Annotated in this window: 1 protein-coding gene; it reads right to left on the bottom strand. The window is 61.9% G+C overall.

All coding sequences use genetic code 11. The features are described from left to right. On the bottom strand, positions 1–3,402 hold a 3,402-nt coding region (locus KA184_06950; protein MBP8129306.1), incomplete at its 3' end, for a VCBS repeat-containing protein. Between the last annotated feature and the right edge of the window lie 621 nt (positions 3,403–4,023).

Genomic DNA, 4,023 nt, shown 5'->3' on the forward strand with positions numbered 1-4,023 from the left:
ATTGATGCGATCGACAAAACCGATGCGCGGCGACGCGTACCACAGGCCGCCCGCCTTGACGAAGTACTGAACCTGAAAGAGGCCGCCCTCGTTGAAACCGTTGTAGGACGTCTGCCACCGGGCCGACGACGGGCTGTAGGTCAACGTTACCCAAGCGAGGCCCGTTACCGGCTGTTCGTCTCCTGCTTCCGTGCTCGGACGCTGGAAGTTTGGCGGCACGATCAGCGCGCCGGCCTCGTCCACCGGAAAACCCGACACCACGTCAGCGAGCCAGATCGTGGCGGAATTGCTTCCTGTCGATTGCGGCGGCGCGATCTCGCCGATGAAGACGCTGGGGCCCTGCAATTCGAAATCGCCGCCGGGCCGCACGCCGTCCGCGACAAACCCGTCCTCCGCTTCATTGGCGCTGCCGTTGCCGTTGTCGTCGATAAGCGAGACTTGCAGCGGGTTGATGGCTTCTATCGCGCTCTTGGACCGGTCAAAGGCCTCGCCGTACGTGGCGCCGTTGAAGAGGGCGGACCAGAAGTTCAGCGAGAAGCTGATCCACCGCGACTTGTCGAATATGGCTATGCCTTCCAGGGGCCCCATGCCCGAACTGGCGATGCCAATGCGGCGCGCGCCTTTGATGTTGTCCAGCATCGATCCGGCTTCGCAGGTGTCGATAACTACAGTGACCTGCGGGCCGAGCCCGCCCGACTGCAGCGTGTCCAACCACGCGTCGAGGGTGGCCGCCTCCAGGTATTCCGTCGCATTGACGCGGAACCGGTCGCGCTGCCCGTGGTCAATGAAATACACGAGCAGCTTCTCCGTATCCCGCGCCCACTGACTGATCGACTGCTGCAGGTTTGCCAGCGTCGGGGCTGCATACACGTCGCTCAGGCCGTCATTGGTGGCGTCGAACGTGCCGCTGGTGAAGAACCGAATGCTCGCGGGCGTGAACCCCTCGGCCCAGAGCACGTAGTAGGCATACCCCGCGAGACTACGAAACGTGGGGTAGAGGTCGTCGCCGGGGTCGCCGCCGACGACGAGGATCGCCTTGGCCGCAGCGGGCGTCAAGGGCGGGAACACGTCGATAAAGATGCGCACATTATCGCCCTCGCCCAAGTCCGTGCTTTCGATGATATCGACCGTGGGCGCGTACGATCCTGCCTGATACTGGCCGTTGCCGGGGATGATGCCGCCGCTGCCGTTCAGAATGAAGGCGTAGTCCGGATATTGCCCGTTCCACGTAAGGGTCCAGGCCTGGTTCGCCACCGAACGCCGGCGCCAGTAGTTGAGGCCCGTGTCCCCCGAGTTGCGATAGAACCGCATGTAGTGCTCGATCGCGTTGTGCACGCGCGGGTGGTGGTGATGACCGATAAACATGTCGTCGTCGCCGTCGGCGTCGATATCCACGAAGGCGGGCATGCGCGCGTACATGGGGTCGGTCTGCTGGATGGCGCTGATTTCGCCGCCATACGTGAACTCCATGTACGGCCAGTCTTCCAGCGGGCCGTTGCGGTAGTAATACGTGTTGGTTTGTTCATAGTCGAAGTAATTCGCCGTGGTTACTGCAAGGTCGGGCCTCCCGTCCTGATTCAAATCGCAGACCGCAAGGTTCTCGATGAAGTCCACGTCCAGTGGCCCGCCCGCGGGGTCCGGCAAGAGCCCGTGCATCTCGAATGTCATGTCGTAAAACGGGTCGTACATGACGAAGTTGCCGTATTTGTGCTTGCCGCTGGGCTCGTCGCCCGTTTGTGCATAGTAGTTAACGAACACTTCCGTCATGTGGTCATCGAATCCGTCAAAATCGGCCGCGGCGATGCCCATGGGCAGGATGTCCGCGTCGTTCGGTTCGAGAATGTGGCCGAAATCGCCGTCGAGCAGCGTGAACGAAGGCAGTCCGTCCGGGGTCGTTGGCGGCTCAGCGGCGTACAGAGAAACACGGCTGTCCTGCCCCTGCACCAGCAACTCCATCGAGCCGTCCGCGTCATAATCGGCGAACGTGAACATATCTTGCCGCCCGTTGTTCGACGCGTCGCCCTGGCCGAGGAGCACCTCTTCGATCACGCGGTATTCGCCCCAGATAGGTGCGTAGGGCGTGCCAACGTTGGGGAACAGGAGCAGCGCGGGGGTCGGGCTTGAGGTATTGATGCCGATCCGGAACATGTCGTGGTCGCCGTCGCCGTCATAGTCCCAGAATGCGGAGATACCCTGGCCGACGGGGTATGCAATGGGCCGTTCCTGGACAATCCGGTAGGCCAAGTCCGCGTAGAAATAGCGGTAGGTCTTCAGCAAATAGTTCACCGAAAGGTAGATGTCGTCCAGCCATTCCTCCCCTGGGCTGGCCCATTTGGGGTTGCGCCGCAACGCGAAGGAACTCTCCGATAGCGTGAGGTCGTCTACCACGCGGTGGTCGTACAGCGGCTCGCCGCCGTTCCCGAGCTGGGAGTCCCACACCGGGTTGGTTGCCGTGCCGATGTTCTTTATCCACATCAACCCCTTCTCGCGGTCATAGAACATGACGTCCAGAACGTCGTCGAAGTTCCAATAGGCAAGCTCGAAGTCGCCCAGCCCATAGGTGTAGCTCGTCTTTTCGAAACCCGTTAGCGGACGCTCATAAACGGGGAGTGCGGCGCCGGTTTCCTCCGCTTCCTTCACGACGGAACGGGGAATACGGTCCGGCAACAGATTGCTCAATGCCACGATTTCGACGGGAGCCGCCCACGACGGCGATGCGGGCGACCCGGTGTTGTTCTGCATGAAAACGCGGTGATTTCGAGAGGGTTCCGACAGAAAGGCCTCGCATACGAACAATTCCTGAAGCCCATCCGCGTTGATGTCCGCCAGTTTTACCCACAAAGCAGCGAGTCTGTCTTCCTGCGGACTTGTGTAGACGGTTCCCTGATAGCTGTAGCTCGGGTTGCTGTCCGGCCCGTCATTGCGGAACCAGGCCACCAGCGTCCGGAGCGAGGGCTGGCGGCGGTAGAGTTCCGCCACCATGTCGGGCCGTTTATCCCCGTTCACGTCCTCGAAATCATAGGTGAAACCCCAATCCGTATTCGCCGGAAACCCGGTGACGGCCAGGTCTTTGCTGCCGCCGGGATAGAACGTGCCGACGGAGCCGAGATTCCGCATCACCTGCGGGTTGCCGACCGTGTTTGGAAACACGAAATCGGTATCGCCGTCCAGGTCTATGTCTACTGCGGTCAGGCCGACGGTCCGTGACCACGGCCCGTAAACATAGCCTTCGCCCTTGTGTGTCTGGCCCCAGATTTCATGAGAGAACTTCAAGGAAGCGGCTTTTGGCGGACCCGCTGCCCGCGCCGGGGCACCCGGTTTGGGCGGAAGCGGCTCCACCGCACCGGCCCAGCCGCAGACGCAACCCATGAACACCACTAACGATAGGATAAGCCTCAGCATACCTCATCACTCCCTACAAGAACTCCCATCCCTCCGCCGTAGCGGCGGTAAAAACACGGGTAATGCTTCGCGGAGCGTACAACTGCCTCTTCAGTCGATGATTATACCACAGGCGAAGGGCGAAGTTGCGGCACGGGCGCCCCGCCCGTGCAGGAAGAACTCAGGTCGCTTGCTGCCGTTTCCCTTCGGGCAGCTTGCAGCCGGGCGACCTTCTTGTCGCAGAGCATGCTCCGCGAAGAACCAAGCGCAAGCTCGCTTGCCACACGGGACCGTATTCCCGAAATGGAGTACTTGGGCTGCAGGTTCCCGGGCATGTGCCAGCCGAGGACGTGCCAGCCAAGTTGAAACCGCCCCACCCGTTGGCTAAGCTCCCTGTGGTGCGTTCTTGCCCGTGCTGGCGGGGCCAGACGGGGACTTGAGACCGGGGACGGGGGCGCAGAAGTCCAATCCGGCATGTCGCGGTGTCGCGAAGGTAGCCGGGGCGCGCGGGCCGAATGAGAGGATGGCGGCAGTTGTTCGCCTCACAAAGCCAAGACGTGCGGACAAGCCCTCGGCGGCGAATCGGGGTGTGTGACGTGCTGCGCGCTTCCTCCCGGCGCGCAAGCCTGCTTCTGGAGGGCG

The organism is Candidatus Hydrogenedentota bacterium (assembly GCA_018005585.1).
Taxonomy (GTDB): domain Bacteria; phylum Hydrogenedentota; class Hydrogenedentia; order Hydrogenedentales; family JAGMZX01; genus JAGMZX01.